The following is a 16,911-nucleotide window of genomic DNA, read 5'->3' as shown; positions in this document are numbered from 1 at the left end:
TAGAAAATAAAAACTGTCGCTGGAAAATAAAAACTGTCGCATCCAGGGCCAGGCTCACTGCCCCTGCGATGTGGTAGATGGCTGCAGCTGCCTCTCTCATCCGTAATTCACTAAATACCAAATTATGCTTTTGCGAATTCAACCTGAAGAGTCGCTGCGGTCATTTATTGCGCGGAATTTCTATGTAAACAGATACAGCCCCTTAATCGCGGAGCTTAAAAAGGACTCTAATTTCGCAGTCTCGAATTACGAAATTAAAAAAATCGGTAAGGCAATGGGGTGGCTGGGTTGTTATGGATTTAACCGGTTGCTACATAATCATACCTATTATCCTAGTAAAGCATTTCTTCATAAAGACGAAGATCTATCTTATTCTGAGCTGGCGTATATACATTCGGGGACGTACGAGTTAGCTGCGACGCCATCGCTATTCTGCCCCGAGTGTGTAAGGGATGACATTGCGTCTTTGGGATTTTCTTATTGGCGAAGAAAGCATCATCCGGGCATCACGGTGTGTGCCGAACATAACGTGTATCTAGAAGCAAAATGTCCATTTTGCTTAATGCCCTTTTCTTCCAAAAATCATGACTTAGATGTTATGTGGAAAGGGTGTAAAGGATTGCACTTAAGCCATACCCCTTCTAGAAGAAACTACAAATTCACGGAGCTTAAGAAAGCAAGATTCTTTAGAGATATCTTTAGTTTCGATTCAGTGATATCTATCGAGGCTGCACGCCTAGCATTGAGAGAAAGGGCCTGTGAAAGGTGGCCCTACCTTCGAGAAAAGCTAGTTGCCGCGGAGCAGTGGCATGAATTTATAGATCTTCTCAAAGACGAATTTGGAGATGATTGGAATCTGGCATGTGGAATATACAATGATGCGATATATGGATTTGCACTAACACTCTATGATGGATTCCAGGATTTTTTAAATCATATTAAATGCTATGACTACAGGCTTCGAAAAATAGAATCGCTCTGGTCTACTTACGCGACTGGTGAATATCTTGCTGTTCAGTACATACGTGAAGATTATGTGCACGGTGTAGGGCACTGGTCTTGCACTTTTTCCCCAAAAGAAATATCCGATGCCCGCGGTGATTGGTACGGTCGACCAGTAGAGTACCCTTGTTGTAACCATGCGCCATCGTTCTATGAGACTCGACCTCTACGGGCGGACCGTGTTGGGTCGGCGCCTCCGGGTGTTCCTATACTTGCAAGACATCCGTCAGAGTACTGAGGTTAAAACTTAGGTAACTGGACTACCTCGGGGCCTCGTCATGGGGCTGATAAACTAATGGCTGTAGTGGACTGGGTTAATCAGAAGGAATGGCGTGGTGCAGCCCGCTTTGGTCGAGTCCCGCAAAAACCGAAATGAGCGATGCGTCGAGAGATGCTCAGTCGGCGCTACACCAATTGCTGAGATGAGGTGATTGGGATCCGCGGCTAGGTGGCGCTGAAAAAACCTAGGCCAGAAATGAAAAAGGCGATCTCGAAAGATCGCCTCAAACCAAGTTTCGTTACCGGTATAGGATGCCGGGAGAGGAAGCTCTTGGGCAGCATGCAAAGGATAACATTGCGTAGTATCAGGGGGTAGTTCAGCTGTCGCGAGCTGCTTGTTGGCGCTGAGCCACAGGGTACCGTATTGGAGGTTGTACGCTTCAGATTGCCACCGGAAAGCTCTTCAGCCGGGGAGAACCTGTTGCTCTACACCAACGCCAATTGCGGGCGTGAGATCGTAGTTGAGACGGTCGCGTGGAGATTGCTTCCAGTTACCAGAAGCTCAACTCAGCCGACTTTACTCGTCTTTGAGATGCAGAAACTGGAGCAAGAGGCTGGAGTGCTCGTGTCTTGCAGCACCGAGCCTTACCGCAGAAGCAGACCTAATTTCCCGGTTTCGGTTATGGCTCAATCGGGTTCATCTCAGGAAGCGTCGTGCCCTCACCCCTCTAGAATGGGCGTCTGCCGCCTTTATAGGACTTTATAGTCAATTATAGAGTGATTATAGAATTTGCTTAGGAAAGCCTGATTCACACATGCTTACGGTTCTGGATTCAACTGGCCAGTTTGCTTTCGGCCAGAAGCAGCCAGCGACCCCAGCAAATAGACCTGTCCCCTTCTACACTTTTTCCTCCATCATCATGAGCCCTGATCAAGGAGAGTTCATCAGATGGAAATGACCTCGCTGAGGCAACTTCACCGCAGCATGATTGCTATCGGTAGCGACATGCAGCAGTTTTTGGTGAAAACAGGTTCGGCGAGCTTCGATTGCCTGTTCTCCACGCGGGACACACCTTTCGTGCTCACTCTTACGGCCCGAGGCAAGGCCCGAGGCTTCTTCCGATTCGATGTCCATGCAGGCTATCGGATTCGGGACTATCTAGGCGATATGTACGGTGATCTCTTAGAGGTTCTCAAGGAAGATGGCTCAAGTGGGCACCGCCTGATTCCCAAAGAGTTCCTCGCCCAGCTAAACGATGCCATTCCTACCCAAGCCACGGAAAAGGCCCATCCGAAGCCTGCGGACATTGTGCGCTTGCGTCCGGACATCGTCGAGGATAGGGAAAAGCCTTACTTCAATTGCTGGTTGTACTGGACGCAAGGCCAGAAACCCAGTGCTGAGAATCAGCACAAGACCCTACTTCTCCTGGGCCCTGATGCCTTGCGCCATAGCCTAGAACGGAGTGCCTCATCACGTTGGAGCTCTACAGAAACTGGCGGCTCATGGACTAAAGATCTTTCGAAATAGCCTCTGGCTGCACTGGAAGGCTAAGGTCTAATCCTCCTTGGGGTAGGAGTAATGGCTTTTCGCGACTACAGAACGCAAGTGCTGCTAGCATATATCGAATGTTGATTGATTACTGTGTTTATATACAGTTATTGAATAACGGTATGTGCCCTTCACCAACGTCGGGTGGTGCCCGACGTTGATTTGCTGACGTGTCACGAGGCGATGCGCGTGCTCGGTCTGCCAGCGAGTCGTTGGTCGTGGAAGCATTCCCACCATTGGAATATGTATGGATACGACGCAATCCCTGAATGCGAGGCTACCCGGCGCCACTCCGTTGCCGTTCGACGCAACTTTGCTATTCAAGGCGCTCCAGTACCAGCTGCTCGTCGCCGTAGAGTACTGCTACGACCTAGCGCCCGATGAATCTCTGTGGCTTGAAGTTATGGGCGATGTCACGGTTCCCGGCAAAACCCAGACCGAGGTCAAGCTCTACTCTGACAACCTCACTGACAGTCATGCCAATTTCTGGAACACCCTGAAAAACTGGCTCCATGAGAATTTTGATCGCACGTCCTTCAAGACCCTGGTGCTGCTGACGACGCAGGAATTCGGTGCGCAAACCTTGCTTAAGGGATGGAACGCGGCCTCAGCAGCAGAACGGCTGTCGATCATGGAGCGTATCGTTGCGGGCTCGCAGGCCACTGCCGACAATCAGGCATCGAACGAGCCGGAGGTAGAGGAGGATGCCGCCAAGCCCTCGAAATCTCAGAAGCTTCAACAGTACGTGATGGATCCTAAGCGCCGGGATGCATTGATGGAGGTCTTGGAGCGGATGCAGATCACGACCGGTGCAGAATCACTGGAGCAACGCCTGAAGGGCTATGAGACCCGTCACCTCAAGCCAATCCGACCGTCTAAATACAAGACGTTCATCGACGAGTTGTTGGGATTTATGTGCAGCCCGGATCTTGTGATCAATGGATGGCAGATCACGTACCAAGCCTTTACTGACAAATTGTCAGAGCTAACGCACCGGTACATGAAACACCCGAAAACCTTTCCTTCGGTGGACATGGCGGCGCTCAAGAAGAGCATCGACATCGAGGAAATTCGGCCCATGCGATTTGCGCAGAAAATTCTGGAAATCGGCGGCGAACAGCAGCTGAAAAGGGCGGCGCTACACAGGGTAGTCGCCCAGACCACGATATCCGATCTGTACACCGACGGTGTGCTGTTCAAGCCTATGGTGGATCTCTACCTCAGCAATCAACTGACTCAACACCAGTATGGGCGTGAGCTAGCCATGGTGGATTGTGCTGGAGTCACCTGTTCGACCGAGCTAAGCACCAGATCCCTGAAGTTCTTCCTCATGCGCAACGGCTTGCCCGCCGATTCGTTTTGCGGCCTGGAACACACGATGCCCGAGTTCCGTAATGGCATTTATCACATGCTTGCAGGAGAACAACCTGAGGATGAAGATGACGAGTTTCACTGGAGGCTCTGGTGATGACCACGCAAGTCTCTGACCACCTGTACACCCTGCATAGAACGCCCTTCGCGCTGGCACCTGTCGTCCAGAGTTTCTACCAGCACTGGGAGTCGGTTGAGAAGGATATTTTGCTCAGCTATCTGATCCTTCCCATCGTCACCTACAAGCCAATGCATGCCTTCTTGAACAGGGCTCGGCGTGACAGCTCAATCCGAACCATGGCTTCAGATGCTGAGAGGCTTATCGGCCTAGCGATGCGCGTGGAGGAGTTTAAGCCCATCACCAACGCTGCCATGCTGATTCTGACTGCTCAGAACAGTTTGGAGATCACCCCCGAGCTGTCGGTGCGGTCGCTCCGGAAGCCGCAATCCATCAATTCGGACAAATCGTTGCTGAAGTACAGCCAGAAGCTGGCCATGGTGCTTTCTGGTGAGAGCGTTGTTTCTATCTACAGGATGTTGGGACTGAAATCGCTATGAAGTGTTACGTAAGCTACCTCGGTGTCGTGGACAAGGATAATGGCGTTCACCACGTACCCCTCGCTCCAGGTCTCAACATCATCACCGGTAAGTCCTCGAAGGGTAAGAGCGCCATCCTCGATATCTTCGATTACTGCCTGGGAAGCTCGGAGGACACGATCCCTGAGGGCATCATCACGGATCGTGCAAAGTACTTCTTCACCGTGCTGCGCTTTGCGACCATGGCCGTTGTCGTAGGGCGGGCAGCGGCCAGCAACCGGTGCTTTCTGCGGGAGATTTCCGGGCCAGCGGTAGACAACGTGCTTCCTATGGTTGAGGACGTGGACACCTTCTTTGCCTCGAATTTCTTTCAGCCAAAGGCGGATTTTCTGAAGAGCCTGGGCCGGTATTTCGGTGTCACCCTGGAGAACATCGACACCGATCCTCTGCAGCAGGAAATGACTGGCAAATGGAGTGCAACGCCCTCTGTTCGTAGTTTCCCATCCTTCATGCTGCAGCATCAGAACCTGGTGGCTAACCGGCATGCGGTCTTTTATCGCTTCGAAGAAAAGCGAAAGCGCGATCAGGCCATCGATCACTTCAAGATCTTCATGGACATCGTTGGTGAGGACTACTTCGACCTTGCGAAGCTGCGCACCGAGGCCCTGTACGAACTCAAGCGTGCCAAGGCCCAGATCCCGAAGCAGGACAAGATCAAGGGTGATTACATCACTGAGTTCGACACCCTGCTAAAAGAGTATGAGGCTTTGGCCGGTCTACCTTTGACGGAGCTCACGGCTGAGGAAATCTGGACGAAGCCTAAACCAGCACTGGAGCGTCTCACTGGCGTTTCGGTCAGAGTGGATGGCCTGTCCAATGCATTTGAAACTCGACGTAACGAACTGCGCGACCGCAAAGCTGAATTGATGGCCAGCATTCAAAAAGCGCTCAATACCCGCTATCTGCTGAAAGTCTCTACTGAGCAGGCTACAGGCTTTGCCAACTCGGTAACCGCGCTACCAATCCCTAAGGCCGCCAACCTTGAACATGCGGTCTGCCCCGTTTGTGCGTCACAGTCGGATGTGGCAGAGGATGAGGCGAACAAGTTGTCGGCTGCGATTCACTGGCTGAATGACGAGCTCAAAGTGTCCACTTATGCGCGCGAAGGTTTTGGGGAGGAACGTCGGGCAGTCGATGCGGAACTCAAAAAACTTCGCAAGGAATTGGCACTGGTCGAGCAGGCACTGAAGCCGCTTGATCAAGAAGCTGACCGGCTTGAGAAATCGAAATCCTTGGATGGTGCTGCTCAGAAGACCAAAATCAAATTGGAGCTCGCCATTGAGAAGAGGATTGCGAACCCACCGTCAGAAGCCAAGGGAATGGTCGACTTCTGGGAAAAGGAGGTTGCAAAGTACGACCTGCAGATGGCCCAGTTCGATGTCGAGTCGAAGCTTTGGGCGCTGCGGAACGACATTAACCAGAAAATGAAGGCGTTCGGCAAGCACTTCGACTTCGAAGAGACATACAAAAATGGTTCTCTAAAGTTTGACGTCGATACCTTCGATCTCTGGCATGAAAAGCCCATTGCTGGGGGACATGTAAAAAAGGTGTTTCTGCGCTCTATGGGCAGCGGTGCAAACTGGCTGTACTCACACCTGACGCTGTTCATGGCACTGCATTACCAGTTCGCCGCGCATCCCAAGTGCAAGGTGCCGCCGATCCTTTTCTTGGATCAGCCGACGCAAGTCTACTTCCCCTCCACCGACAATGCTGACGCCTTCAAGGCCGATGAGCTACGCGGGGATCGGAAGACCACCAAGACGGTCGATGAAGACGTAGACGCTGTATCGAAGATGTTTACTACTCTGGCGACATTCTGCGACACGACATTCGAGGAAACCGGCGTCAAGCCGCAGATCATTGTCTGTGATCACGCAGATGGCCTACCGCTACAGGGCAACTATGTCTTCGAGGACTTCGTCCGTGCGCGTTGGAGAACGCGCGGTTTGATTGCCGATTAACTGACCAAACAGAAAAGGGACGGATTTATTCCCTGTGTCCCCTTTTAGCCGGCTGCTGCCATTGTCGACAGGCAGGAGTCGGTCAAAAGCGGACTATGAAGATCCGGCGATGTGTCTCTATGCATCGGCCGAAACGGCTAGCCTCTTTTCGACGTATTTACCGTCCATGTTGGCAATATTCGACCACCCAGCCATACCACTCGAACTTACCAGTTGTCGCCGGAGAGGGGCTTGCCACTAGGATGGGGAGGTTAATCTCAATCTGGAGGAACTTAGACCTGAACATGGGCATCACTTAGCCAATGATGCCTATTGATAGTGAAACGGTAGTTCGCTTTGCCGTTAAGCATTTGTGGGGCCGTACTGCCCCCGTCAATCTGCAGGTACGAGCTCTATCTTGGCTTGCTTAGAGCCAGGGAAGCTGAGGTGTTCAAGGCCAGCAGTGATACGGCCGAGTCTGATAAGTCCGTCGGAGTAGCCGAAGTCCTGGTAGAACAGGGCCAAGTTGCCCCAAGGCGCGTAGTAGGCGATATCGCCGACATCCGGATCGACTCCAGGGGGAGCACCAGTGGTGGTGAGTTTACGAGGCAGGTAGGCAATTTTCTCCGTCGACGAGTAATCGTCGAAGTCGAGGCTCAGGGGTAGCTGGGCAATGAAGTCACGGGTGGACGGGTTGTCTTCGAGGGTGGCGCTGACGATGTGCTCACCGAAAACGATACGGATGGCATACATGTGCTTTTCGTCCTGCTCGGCGCGAGATAGGGCCGTGTCGTTGGCAAAGGAGTTGGCGCTGAATATCAGCGCCACGATGAAAGCTAGGGCTTGTGGTAGATGACTAAGCACTCGCTTGGTTCCTGTCACCAGGCATGGTCTGACGCTGCTGGCATGCTGGGGTATCAATCACTGCAGATGCTCGTCGAAAAACTCGGCAATCCGATCGAAAGGAATCTTGTCCGGGCGGTCGTACAGATCGACATGGTTGGCGCCCGGAACGATCACCAGCTCCTTTGGCTCAGCCGCGGCGGCGTAGGCTGTCTCGCTGAAGTAGCGCGAATGGGCGTTTTCGCCGTGGATGAACAGGACGGAGCGCGGCGAGATCTCCCTGATGTAAGTGAGGATCGGCATGTTCATGAATGACAACGGCGTGGTCATCGTCCAGGCGTTACCTGAATTGACCGCCCGTGGGTGGTAGCCGCGGGGCGTCATGTAATAGTCATGATAGTCGACCATGAACTGCGCCTCGCCACCTTTCAGTTCGTTGTAGGGCGGCTGGTAGCCGGGGGTGCCGCTTTGTGCATCCTTCCAGCGCTGCTGGCCCAGCTGTTCCAGCGTCTGGGTGCGCTGTTCGAGGGTCACGCTGTCGTTGTAGCCCTTGGACATGACCCGGGTCATGTCGTACATGGTACTGGTCACGACCGCCTTGATTCGCTTGTCCACGGCCGCAGCGTTCAGCGCCATGCCGCCCCAGCCGCAGATGCCGATGATGCCGATGCGCTCGCGATCCACTTCCGGCAGCAAGCCGATGAAATCCACGGCCGCGCTGAAGTCTTCGGTATTGATGTCAGGAGAGGCGACATTGCGCGGTTGGCCGCCGCTCTCGCCGGTATACGACGGATCGAATGCCAGTGTGGCGAAACCGCGTTCGGCCATGGTCTGCGCATACAGGCCGGAAGACTGTTCCTTGACCGCGCCGAACGGGCCGCTGACCACGATTGCAGGCAACGGGTCACCCGTACGACTCTTAGGCAGGTACAGGTCGGCTGCCAGGGTGATGCCGTAGCGGTTGGCGAAGGTGACTTTGCGATGGTCGACCTTTTCGCTACGAGGGAAGGTCTTGTCCCATTCCTGCGTCAATTGCAGCTGCATGCTGTTCGCTCCGTTGTTTACAGAAGTCGAAGCTGCCGGGTTGCCCTGGCAGCCGAGGAGAGCCACCAACGCGCCGGCAAGGATGGCGGCCTGAAGCGGGGGCTTGCGGGAGAGGGTTCGATTGCGGTGCTTGATCATCATGGTGCTCTCCCTCAGTTGGTCAGAGTGACGGACATCAGGTTGGCGATCTCGAATTCGTTGCGAGGCCAAGCTGCATCCTGGGAGCGAATCGGTGACAGGTTCATGAGATTTTTCTCCCGGTTGCGCTAGCCCGCCGATGCTTTCGATTGTGCTGTGAGGATGGTCAGAAAGGCCGAGACCAGCAGGATGGCGGCGCTAGCGAAGAAGGTGGCCTGATAACCGCTGTGGTCGAATAGCAGGCCACCCAGCGTGGAGCCCAACGCGATGGACAGCTGAACCACAGCGACGAACAGGCCGCCACCGGCCTCGGCATCCTTGGGGAAAACCAGGGCGACCCAGGCCCACCAGCCTACGGGGGCCGATGTTCCCGCCACCCCCCATAGCCCGAGCAGTGCAACGACTACCGCGAGCCAGTCGCCGAAGGCGACCAGGGTCAGGGCGGTCAGGGTCATCAGCAGCGGGATGACCACCAGTGTCTGGTAAAAGCGCCGCTGCAGAGCCCGACCGATCAGCAGGGTGCCGATGAAACCGGCGGCCCCCATCACCAGTAGCACGAGGGAAATATGGGGGGCGTGCACCCCTGTGACTGTTTCCAGGAACGGCCGCACATAGGTGAACAGGGAGAACTGGCCCATGAAGAACAGGCTGCTGGCCAGCATGCCGACGCAAACGCCGGGGCGCTTGAGCAGGGTGAACACATTACCCAAGCCAGGAGGGTGTGCCGTGGCCTCCATGGACGGCAGCGCTTTCCATTGCCAGGCCAGCGCTATCAGGGCAATCGGCACTAGACAGAGAAAGGCGCCGCGCCAACCGATGAAGGTTCCGAGCCAGGCCCCCAGTGGGGCGGCTACGACAGTGGCCAACGCGTTGCCGCCATTGATGATGGCCAGTGCCCGCGGTACATCGCGGCTTGGTACGAGGCGCATGGCCGTAGCTGCCGACATCGACCAGAAGCCGCCAATCACCACACCGATCAGCGCCCGGCCCAGCATGTAGGCGAAGTAATTTGGCGCCAGCGCGACGACGGCTCCAGAAACGCCCATTGCCGCCGTCAGCCCCAGCAACAGCGTCTTGCGGTTCAGGTTGCCGGCAAGAGACGAAATAAGCAGGCTGGTGAGAACGGCAAAAGCGCCGGAGATGGCAATGCCCTGGCCTGCCATGCCCTCGGTGATGCTCAGGTCATTTGCAATGGGCGTCAGCAGGCTGACCGGCAGGAACTCGGAGGCGACGAGCGCGAAAGCGCAGACCGAGATGGCCAATACGCCACCCCAGGACCCCGATCGATCCGGAATTTCGTTGGGGATATCGAGCGTGCTGACTGTCATGAAGAGCCTGGTTTATCTACGGATGGAAATGATGCGTAAGTGCCGCCCGTGGCGATGGGCGCATGCATCGACATGACGGGCGTGAGCGCCGATGGCGCTTTCCAGAATGAGTGGGCGCGGTTATTCCGGTGAATTTTCGGACAGGCCACAAGCTGTTACTAGCTAATCAATTCTTAAAAAGGCTATAAGCCTCACTAATCAATGATTCGTGGGAGACTGGGCCATGATCAAACGTAATCTCAACGATCTTCTGTCCTTCGTCACCGTCGCGCGCGAGGGTACCTTTACCCGTGCCGCCGCCCAGCTGGGCGTGACTCAATCTGCCCTGAGTCAAGCGATAAGCGGCCTGGAGGCGCGGCTGCAGATCCGCTTGCTTACCCGCACCACGCGCAGCGTCTCGCCCACCGCAGCGGGGGAGCGACTGTTGAATGCAATTGGCAACCGCTTCGACGAGATCGAGGCGGAACTGGACGAGCTGTCGGCCCTGCGCGACAAGCCAACCGGCACGGTTCGCATTACCTGCGGCGATCACATCCAGCGAACCCTGTTGCTGCCCAAGCTCACGCCGCTGCTGCTGGAGTATCCAGATATCAAGGTTGAGTTCGACATCAACTACGGTTTTCGCGACATCGTGGCCGACCGCTTCGATGCCGGCGTACGTCTGGGCGACACCATAGACAAGGACATGATCGCAGTGCCCATAGGACCGCAATTGCGCATGGCCGTCGTGGCGGCCCCCGCCTACTTTGCCGCGCACCCTAAACCCAAGAACCCGCGCGACTTGGTGAACCACAACTGCATCAACATGCGCATGCAGTCCGGTGGAGGGCTCTATGTCTGGGATTTCCAGCGCAAAGATAAGCAGGTAAACGTCCGCGTGGATGGACAACTCATTTTCAATACCTCGCCCAATATCGTGGATGCCGCGCTGGCAGGCCTAGGCATCGCCTGGCAACCCGAAGAGGAGTTCGCCCCGCATATCGAGGAGGGACGCTTGATTCGTGTGCTGGAGGATTGGTGCCCGCCGTTCCCGGGCTACTACCTGTACTACCCGAGCCGCAGGCAGCCATCCCGGGCCTTTACCTTGGTCGTGGATGCTCTGCGCTACACCAGGCCATAGGTGTTGGCGGCAGTAATGATGAGATTCGGCAGCATGGCCAATGGCCGCGCCTCCGCTTTGTGGCGCGCCCGGTATATCGGGCGTTTCCAGTGAAGATGCCCGCAGGGCAGGAATGGGTCGTTTGACTATGCAGCATCTGGATCTACAGGTTATCGAGCAAGCACTGTCCTGGTCGCGGACGGGGGAAACGGTGTGGCTGTGCACGGTGCTCGCCACCTTTGGCTCCTCACCGCGCGAACCCGGTTCGTTGCTGGCGGCGCGCAGTGATGGCGGCCATGTTGGCTCGCTATCGGGCGGCTGCGTAGAGGAAGATTTTCTAGAACGCCTGCAGCTTGGCGAATTCGAGCGTGCGGCCAGCGTCCTGCGCTATGGCGACCCAGACGGGCCGCAGGGAACTCGGATAACGTTGCCTTGCGGCGGCATCCTCAAAGTCTTGATAGAACGCCTGCCGGCCGATGCGGCCACCTGGGAGCAACTGGAATGTCTGCTTGCGACCTTGCGGGGCCAGCAGCATCTGCTGCGCAGCGTCGACCTGCGCGATGGCCGTACGCATTTGCATGAAGACGATGGCCTGGGGGCGCGGGTGGTTGAGGCTGCTGACGGGCTCTCGCTACAGATTCGCGTCGGCCCAGCAGCACGCTTGATCGTCGCGGGTATTTCGCCGGTTTCGGTGATCTGTGCAGAGTTCGCCCGCACCCTGGGTTTCGAGGTCATCGTCTGCGATCCGCGCGAGGAGGCCTATGCGGGGTTCGACGTACCAGGGGTCGAGCTGCGCAAGGAGTTGCCCTCACAATTCATTGCCGCCGATGGCTGTCACCGCGCCACCGCAGTGGTAGCGCTGACCCATGACCCGCGCATCGATGACCTGGCCATGATCGAGGCCGTGCGTACGCCGGCCTTCTACATCGGCGTCATGGGTTCGCAGCGTACCTCGGCGGTGCGTGCCGAGCGTCTACGCCGCATCGGCGGCCTGAGCGAAGCCGATATCGCACGCCTGCACATGCCCGTAGGCTTGGCACTGGGGAGCAAGACGCCGGCTGAGATCGCCCTGGCGGCAATCGCCGATATCGTTCGCGTCTACCGAGGTCGGTCACGTGATGCACTTTGAGGCCGCTAAACCGAGCCTGCAGTCCAGTGAGATCGTCGATGCTCAGGACCGACGCCTGCGTAACTTGCGCGTGAGCCTGACCAGTGCCTGCAACTATGCCTGCATCTACTGTGTACCCGACGGTAAGCGCCTGCATCCGGAGAAGAGTGCTCTGCCGCTGACCAAGCTGCTGCTGGCGGTGGAATACCTCAAACAGGTCAACGATCTGCGCACCCTGCGCATCACCGGTGGTGAGCCGCTGATCAGCCCGCTGTTCGACGACTTCATGGCGGCGCTGGAACGATTCGACTTCGAGGACGTGTCGCTGACCAGCAATGGCCAGCTGCTGTCACGCAAGCTGCCGGCGCTGCTGGCGGCCAGGGTCAGGCGCATCAACATTTCTCTGGATTCGCTAGATGCCCAGGCGTTTCAACGCATCGCTCGTGGCGGCGAACTGGTAGAGGTGCTCAAGGGGATTGAGCGGGCGCTTGCAGTTGGCCTGCAGGTGAAGATCAACATGGTGCCCATGCGTGGCTGCAACCACGAGCAGATCCTGCCGATGCTCGACTACTGCCTAGCTCGCGGTATGGAACTGCGCTTTATCGAGTTGATGCGCATGGGGCACTTGGCGCTTGACCGTCAAGCCTTCGACAGGCAGTTCATCGGCATGCGCGAGATTCTCGCGAGCATTGCCGAGCACTACCCGTTCACGCCTGCGGCCAATGCTGCAGATGCCACCGCCCAGCGTTTCACCATCCCAGGGCGCGGCAGCTTCGGCATTATCGCCAACGAGAGCGCCCCCTTCTGCACGAACTGCACACGCGCGCGCCTGAGTTCCACTGGCTGGCTGCATGGCTGCCTGTCTTCCAGCCGTAGTCACTATTTAGGTGACGTACTTGAGCTGCCCAGGGAGCAGGCGCTAACCCGAATCCGCGAGCTGTCGCAGCGAGCGCTGGCGGACAAACAGACCGAGCGATTTACCGGTGATGTGATGATCATGAAGATGATTGGTGGTTGAGGGTTATGCCGACCAACAGTGAACGCAAGGACTCGACAGTCGCTGGGCTTGTGCTCGCTGCCGGTTTTTCACGCCGTTTCGGTAGCGATAAGCGCTGCGCTCGCCTCAGCAATGGACAGACCCTGCTCGCTGCGAGCCTGGAGTTGCCCTGTGCTTTCTTGGAGCAGGTTTGGGTGGTGTTGCGACCGGAAGATGACTGCGGCGCGCTCGGCGTTCTGGCACCAGTGCAGGTGGTACGCAACCCTGACGCAGAGCTGGGCATGGGGCACAGCCTGGCCAGCGGCATGGAGCGTGTTAGCCAGGTGACAAAAGCGAGCGCTATCGCTGTCTTCCTTGGGGATATGCCATGGATCGCTGCCGATAGCCTGAAGCATCTGATGACCCTGGCCTCGCCCGAGCATATCGTCGTGCCAACCTACCGGGAGCGGCCGGGACACCCGGTATTGTTTGGGCGCAGATTCTGGCCGGCTTTGCAGGGCCTGAGCGGGGATACGGGTGCCAAGTCCTTGATCAGCGCAAATTCTCAGGCGGTGCGCTACTTAACCTTGGATGACCCAGGCATCTTGCGTGATATCGACGTTCCGCAATTACTTGAATGATGGCCGGGCCTCAGTCTCAGCCGGGCTGTAGTGCCTGCGGCGTGTTCCCCGGGAGAGCAATTTGGGACATGGGAAGTATGGGTTACCTGATTGTATTTCTTATGCTTTCCCGCCCTCGGCTGAATGCCTCTATAAGCGCTGCTAATGAATCATGGGCGGCACTCTTCTGTAGAGTTTCTAGGCTCATTCCGGTAGCCATTTTCCGCGACTGCTGGCTTTGCAACCGCGGTTACCACTGACAGGAGTTCGCCCATGACACGTCTTCAAATCAACGGCCAAACCAAGGACGTTGAAGTCCCCGCCGAGATGCCCTTGCTGTGGGCGTTACGCGATGAGCTCGGCATGACCGGCACCAAGTTCGGCTGCGGCATGGCCATGTGCGGCGCTTGCACAGTACACATGGATGGCGCGGCTATTCGTTCATGCGTCACTCCGATCTCGGCTGTCGCTGGGCGGGCAATCTCGACCATCGAGGGCATGGAGGCTGATCGTGTGGGGCAGGTTGTCCAGCAGGCCTGGGTTGAGAACAACGTCGCCCAGTGCGGTTACTGCCAGGCGGGGCAGATCATGACCGCGGTGAGCCTGCTCAAGAGCACCCCGAACCCCAGTGAGCAGCAAATCGACCAAGCCATGAGCGGAAATATCTGCCGCTGCGGCACCTATCCGCGCATCCGTGCCGCCATTCAGCAAGCCGCAGGCCAACTGGCGCAAGGGGGTGCGCAATGACCATTACATCTGGACTCTCCCGCCGCGGCTTTCTGCAAGGCAGCATTGCTGCGCTGACGCTGGCCGTGACGGCCAAGGGGCTGGTCACTGCCGCCTGGGCTGACGACGGCAGCAAGAAGTATGGCGCCGACGGTATGCCCGGCGGCACAGTGGACGACCCACTGATCTTCGTCTCCATCGCCGAAGACGGCACCGTCACCATCATCGCCCATCGCGCCGAGATGGGTACCGGTGTACGCACCAGCCTACCGATGGTGGTGGCCGATGAGATGGAGGCGCGCTGGGAGCAGGTGAAGGTCGTGCAGGCCGAGGCCAACGAAGACCGTTATGGCAATCAGAACGTGGATGGCTCGCGCAGCGTGCGTCACTTCCTGATGCCCATGCGGCGTGTAGGCGCGGCGGCGCGGCAGATGCTCGAAGCAGCGGCTGCGGTGCGTTGGTCCGTGCCTGTCTCCGAGGTCAAGGCTGTACAACACGAGGTCGTACATGAGCGTACCGGGCGGCGTCTGGGTTACGGCGAGCTGGCAGCGGATGCGGCCAAACAACCGGTTCCCAACGCCGATGCACTCAAGCTCAAGGCGCGGGAGGATTTTCGCTATATCGGCAAGGATCGCGTACGTCTGGTTGACCTGGAGGCCATTGGCAAGGGCCAGGCCACCTACGGCATGGACATGCGCCTACCCGGCATGGTCTACGCCGTAGTGGCGCGCCCGCCGGTAGTGGGCGGCAGGGCTCGCCGCTTCGATGCCAGCAAGGCGCTTGCCGTGCCTGGCGTCATCAAGGTGGTGGAAATACCCGCCATGAGCGGCGCTCCGGCCTTCCAGCCGCTGGGCGGCGTGGCAGTCGTCGCGCGCAATACTTGGGCCGCTCGCCAGGGACGTACCGCGCTGCAGATCGAATGGGACGATGGCGCCAATGCTGACTATGACTCCAGCGCTTATCGCAAGACCCTGGAGATGGCAGCGCGCCAGGTTGGCAACGTGGTACGAAACCAGGGCGATGTAGCACAGGCGTGGAACAGCGCATCTGACGCCGAGCGTCTAATTGCGGAGTATTACGTGCCGCACCTGGCTCATGCCTCCATGGAGCCACCGGTGGCCACCGTGCGCATCACGAAGGATGGAGCTGAGGTATGGACTTCGGTCCAAAACCCGACGGCTGCACGAGCGGCCGTGGCGGCGCGGCTTAAGCTCAAGCCCGAGAACGTCAGGGTCAATGTGCTTTTGTTGGGCGGCGGATTCGGTCGTAAGTCCAAACCCGACTTCGTCGACGAGGCCGCGATCGTCGCGCAGGCTATGCCCGAGGGCACCCCGGTCAAACTGGTATGGACACGGGAAGATGATATCCAGCACGGTTACCTGCACACAGTCTCGGTCGAGCGTCTGGAGGCTGTGATCGATAGTCAGGGGCAGGTCAGCTCTTGGTTGCACCGCAGCGCGGCACCCACCATCGCTTCGCTGTTCACCGAGGGCGCTATGGGGCAAAAACCGTTCGAGTCGGGGATGTCGGCGATCAACATGCCCTACCGCATTCCGAACGTACGAGTGGAAACTGCCGAGGTTCCAGCACACGCTCGCATCGGTTGGTTCCGTTCGGTAGCCAACATTCCACATGCCTTTGCTGCACAGTGCTTTATCGCTGAGTTGGCCCATCGAGCGGGCAAGGACCATCGGCAGTTCGCCCTCGACCTGATCGGTCCCGCACGTCGGATCGACCCGAGTACGATGGCCGACACCTGGAACTACACTGAGTCGCCCGAGCGTTACCCCTATGACACCGGCCGCCTGCGTGGCGTGATCGAAGCTGCGTGCGAGGGCGCAGGGTGGGGGCGCGAGTTGCCGGAAGGCCATGGTCTAGGGCTGGCGTTCTGCTACAGCTTCCTGAGCTACACCGCCGCCGTGGTCGAGGTGGCGGTGGGCGAGAAGGGCGAGGTGCGCGTAGTGAGCGTGGACATGGCGATGGACTGCGGCCCGCAGATCAATCCGGAGCGGATCCGCGCGCAGCTCGAAGGTGGCGCCATCATGGGCCTGAGTCTGGCGCTGAGCAGCGAAATCACTTTCGCGAAGGGGCGGGTAACCCAAAGCAACTTCCACGACTACGAAGTGCTGCGCCATAACGCTTCGCCGCGCACGATCCGTACCCATCTGGTGAACGACGACCACAACCTGCCGCCTGGAGGGGTGGGCGAGCCGCCGGTACCGCCGGTAGCGCCCGCGCTGTGCAACGCCATCTTTGCCGCTACTGGCAAGCGCGTGCGCAGCCTGCCGGTGCGTACAGTGGCATAGCCAACGTTGTTCGCTTTTCACCAGAGGTGAAGTTTTCTTGGCTGC

14 protein-coding genes are annotated in these 16,911 nt (G+C 57.5%); 11 read left to right on the top strand and 3 right to left on the bottom strand.

What is annotated here, in order from left to right; all coding sequences use genetic code 11:
- The first annotated feature begins 124 nt into the window (after window positions 1–124).
- From JWV26_RS24635 to JWV26_RS10105, 5 genes are all read left to right on the top strand, one after another.
- On the top strand, window positions 125–1,240 hold the full coding sequence (locus JWV26_RS24635; RefSeq protein ID WP_206418969.1) for a TniQ family protein: 1,116 nt from the start codon (window positions 125–127) through the stop codon (window positions 1,238–1,240).
- A 930-nt stretch (window positions 1,241–2,170) separates the two neighbouring features.
- Entirely contained in the window at window positions 2,171–2,749 is a 579-nt protein-coding gene (locus JWV26_RS10120) for a DUF6037 family protein (RefSeq protein ID WP_206418968.1), read from the top strand.
- A 268-nt stretch (window positions 2,750–3,017) separates the two neighbouring features.
- The gene (locus tag JWV26_RS10115) at window positions 3,018–4,238 is read left to right on the top strand and encodes a hypothetical protein (RefSeq protein ID WP_241201290.1); all 1,221 of its coding nucleotides are present in this window, start codon (window positions 3,018–3,020) and stop codon (window positions 4,236–4,238) included.
- On the top strand, window positions 4,238–4,699 hold the full coding sequence (locus JWV26_RS10110) for a three component ABC system middle component (protein ID WP_206418967.1): 462 nt from the start codon (window positions 4,238–4,240) through the stop codon (window positions 4,697–4,699). Before JWV26_RS10115 ends, JWV26_RS10110 begins: the two co-directional genes overlap by 1 nt.
- The gene (locus tag JWV26_RS10105) at window positions 4,696–6,699 is read left to right on the top strand and encodes a DUF3732 domain-containing protein (protein WP_206418966.1); all 2,004 of its coding nucleotides are present in this window, start codon (window positions 4,696–4,698) and stop codon (window positions 6,697–6,699) included. The genes JWV26_RS10110 and JWV26_RS10105 overlap by 4 nt, the downstream gene beginning before the upstream one ends.
- 372 nt (window positions 6,700–7,071) lie before the next feature.
- On the opposite strand, the gene JWV26_RS10100 is transcribed toward JWV26_RS10105, so the two are convergent.
- From JWV26_RS10100 to JWV26_RS10090, 3 genes are all read right to left on the bottom strand, one after another.
- Complete coding sequence (locus tag JWV26_RS10100; protein WP_241201289.1) at window positions 7,072–7,542, bottom strand: cyclophilin-like fold protein; 471 nt, start codon at window positions 7,540–7,542, stop codon at window positions 7,072–7,074.
- A gap of 57 nt (window positions 7,543–7,599) precedes the next feature.
- Complete coding sequence (locus JWV26_RS10095; protein WP_206419200.1) at window positions 7,600–8,706, bottom strand: alpha/beta hydrolase; 1,107 nt, start codon at window positions 8,704–8,706, stop codon at window positions 7,600–7,602.
- A 125-nt stretch (window positions 8,707–8,831) separates the two neighbouring features.
- Window positions 8,832–10,031, bottom strand: coding sequence for an MFS transporter (locus JWV26_RS10090; RefSeq protein ID WP_206418965.1), 1,200 nt, complete (start codon window positions 10,029–10,031; stop codon window positions 8,832–8,834).
- 223 nt (window positions 10,032–10,254) lie between these two features.
- On the opposite strand from JWV26_RS10090, the gene JWV26_RS10085 reads away from it, so the two are divergent.
- The 6 genes from JWV26_RS10085 to JWV26_RS10060 all read left to right on the top strand — a co-directional run bounded on the left by JWV26_RS10085 (window position 10,255) and on the right by JWV26_RS10060 (window position 16,866).
- Window positions 10,255–11,151: a LysR family transcriptional regulator gene (locus tag JWV26_RS10085; protein ID WP_206418964.1), complete on the top strand. Its 897-nt coding sequence runs from the start codon at window positions 10,255–10,257 to the stop codon at window positions 11,149–11,151.
- Between the two features lie 127 nt (window positions 11,152–11,278).
- Window positions 11,279–12,259 (top strand): XdhC family protein, encoded by a 981-nt coding sequence (locus JWV26_RS10080; protein ID WP_206419199.1) that lies wholly within the window; start codon window positions 11,279–11,281, stop codon window positions 12,257–12,259.
- Complete coding sequence (locus tag JWV26_RS10075; RefSeq protein WP_206419198.1) at window positions 12,249–13,256, top strand: GTP 3',8-cyclase MoaA; 1,008 nt, start codon at window positions 12,249–12,251, stop codon at window positions 13,254–13,256. The genes JWV26_RS10080 and JWV26_RS10075 overlap by 11 nt, the downstream gene beginning before the upstream one ends.
- Window positions 13,257–13,261: 5 nt before the next feature.
- Window positions 13,262–13,855, top strand: coding sequence for a nucleotidyltransferase family protein (locus JWV26_RS10070; RefSeq protein WP_206418963.1), 594 nt, complete (start codon window positions 13,262–13,264; stop codon window positions 13,853–13,855).
- Window positions 13,856–14,107: 252 nt separating this feature from the next.
- The gene (locus JWV26_RS10065) at window positions 14,108–14,581 is read left to right on the top strand and encodes a (2Fe-2S)-binding protein (RefSeq protein ID WP_206418962.1); all 474 of its coding nucleotides are present in this window, start codon (window positions 14,108–14,110) and stop codon (window positions 14,579–14,581) included.
- Window positions 14,578–16,866, top strand: a complete 2,289-nt coding sequence (locus JWV26_RS10060; RefSeq protein WP_206418961.1) for a xanthine dehydrogenase family protein molybdopterin-binding subunit — start codon at window positions 14,578–14,580, stop codon at window positions 16,864–16,866. Before JWV26_RS10065 ends, JWV26_RS10060 begins: the two co-directional genes overlap by 4 nt.
- Window positions 16,867–16,911 lie beyond the last annotated feature (45 nt).

This window comes from Ectopseudomonas toyotomiensis, from assembly GCF_017167985.1.
GTDB lineage: Bacteria > Pseudomonadota > Gammaproteobacteria > Pseudomonadales > Pseudomonadaceae > Aquipseudomonas > Aquipseudomonas toyotomiensis.
This window is presented reverse-complemented; position numbering and strand designations above follow the sequence as displayed.

Coding starts and splice junctions, on each gene's coding strand:
- JWV26_RS10085 (WP_206418964.1), top strand. CDS start 10,255: ATGATCAAACGTAATCTCAACGATCTTCTGTCCTTCGTCACCGTCGCG.
- JWV26_RS24635 (WP_206418969.1), top strand. CDS start 125: ATGCTTTTGCGAATTCAACCTGAAGAGTCGCTGCGGTCATTTATTGCG.
- JWV26_RS10075 (WP_206419198.1), top strand. CDS start 12,249: ATGCACTTTGAGGCCGCTAAACCGAGCCTGCAGTCCAGTGAGATCGTC.
- JWV26_RS10095 (WP_206419200.1), bottom strand. CDS start 8,706: ATGATGATCAAGCACCGCAATCGAACCCTCTCCCGCAAGCCCCCGCTT.
- JWV26_RS10070 (WP_206418963.1), top strand. CDS start 13,262: ATGCCGACCAACAGTGAACGCAAGGACTCGACAGTCGCTGGGCTTGTG.
- JWV26_RS10110 (WP_206418967.1), top strand. CDS start 4,238: ATGACCACGCAAGTCTCTGACCACCTGTACACCCTGCATAGAACGCCC.
- JWV26_RS10065 (WP_206418962.1), top strand. CDS start 14,108: ATGACACGTCTTCAAATCAACGGCCAAACCAAGGACGTTGAAGTCCCC.
- JWV26_RS10105 (WP_206418966.1), top strand. CDS start 4,696: ATGAAGTGTTACGTAAGCTACCTCGGTGTCGTGGACAAGGATAATGGC.
- JWV26_RS10090 (WP_206418965.1), bottom strand. CDS start 10,031: ATGACAGTCAGCACGCTCGATATCCCCAACGAAATTCCGGATCGATCG.
- JWV26_RS10060 (WP_206418961.1), top strand. CDS start 14,578: ATGACCATTACATCTGGACTCTCCCGCCGCGGCTTTCTGCAAGGCAGC.
- JWV26_RS10115 (WP_241201290.1), top strand. CDS start 3,018: ATGGATACGACGCAATCCCTGAATGCGAGGCTACCCGGCGCCACTCCG.
- JWV26_RS10120 (WP_206418968.1), top strand. CDS start 2,171: ATGGAAATGACCTCGCTGAGGCAACTTCACCGCAGCATGATTGCTATC.
- JWV26_RS10080 (WP_206419199.1), top strand. CDS start 11,279: ATGCAGCATCTGGATCTACAGGTTATCGAGCAAGCACTGTCCTGGTCG.